This window comes from Chryseobacterium mucoviscidosis (assembly GCF_002177115.1).
Lineage (GTDB): Bacteria > Bacteroidota > Bacteroidia > Flavobacteriales > Weeksellaceae > Chryseobacterium > Chryseobacterium mucoviscidosis.
Genome location: NZ_MVAG01000069.1, coordinates 1 through 287 on the forward strand (window position 1 = coordinate 1; position 287 = coordinate 287).

Consider the following 287-nt stretch of genomic DNA (forward strand, 5'->3'; position numbering starts at 1 on the left):
TCCGTTTTTTTATCGGCTAATTATTTAAAATTAAAGCCATCCGGATGGTTTTCCAGGCTGCCGGTCAACGCCGCGAACAGCACCGTTTTGCCATCAATCGAAAGCGCATCATTCACATTCAGCCAGGTGAGTTTCTCTTGCGACGTTTTCTCATCAATAGTCGAGAACAGCCCCGTCATCTGATTAGATTTCTCGGACCACATCACAGCGATACGTTGCGAGCCACAGTCATGAGGTTTGCACGCGCTCATCACCTGATACGTCTCATCTCCCAATGTCACGGTTTC

General features: G+C 48.1%; 1 protein-coding gene. It reads right to left on the reverse strand.

Translation table 11 applies throughout. The annotated features are described in order from the left end of the window. Positions 1 to 20 precede the first annotated feature (20 nt). The coding region (locus B0E34_RS22675) for an Ivy family c-type lysozyme inhibitor (RefSeq protein WP_123956517.1) at positions 21 to 287 on the reverse strand (267 nt) is incomplete at its 5' end.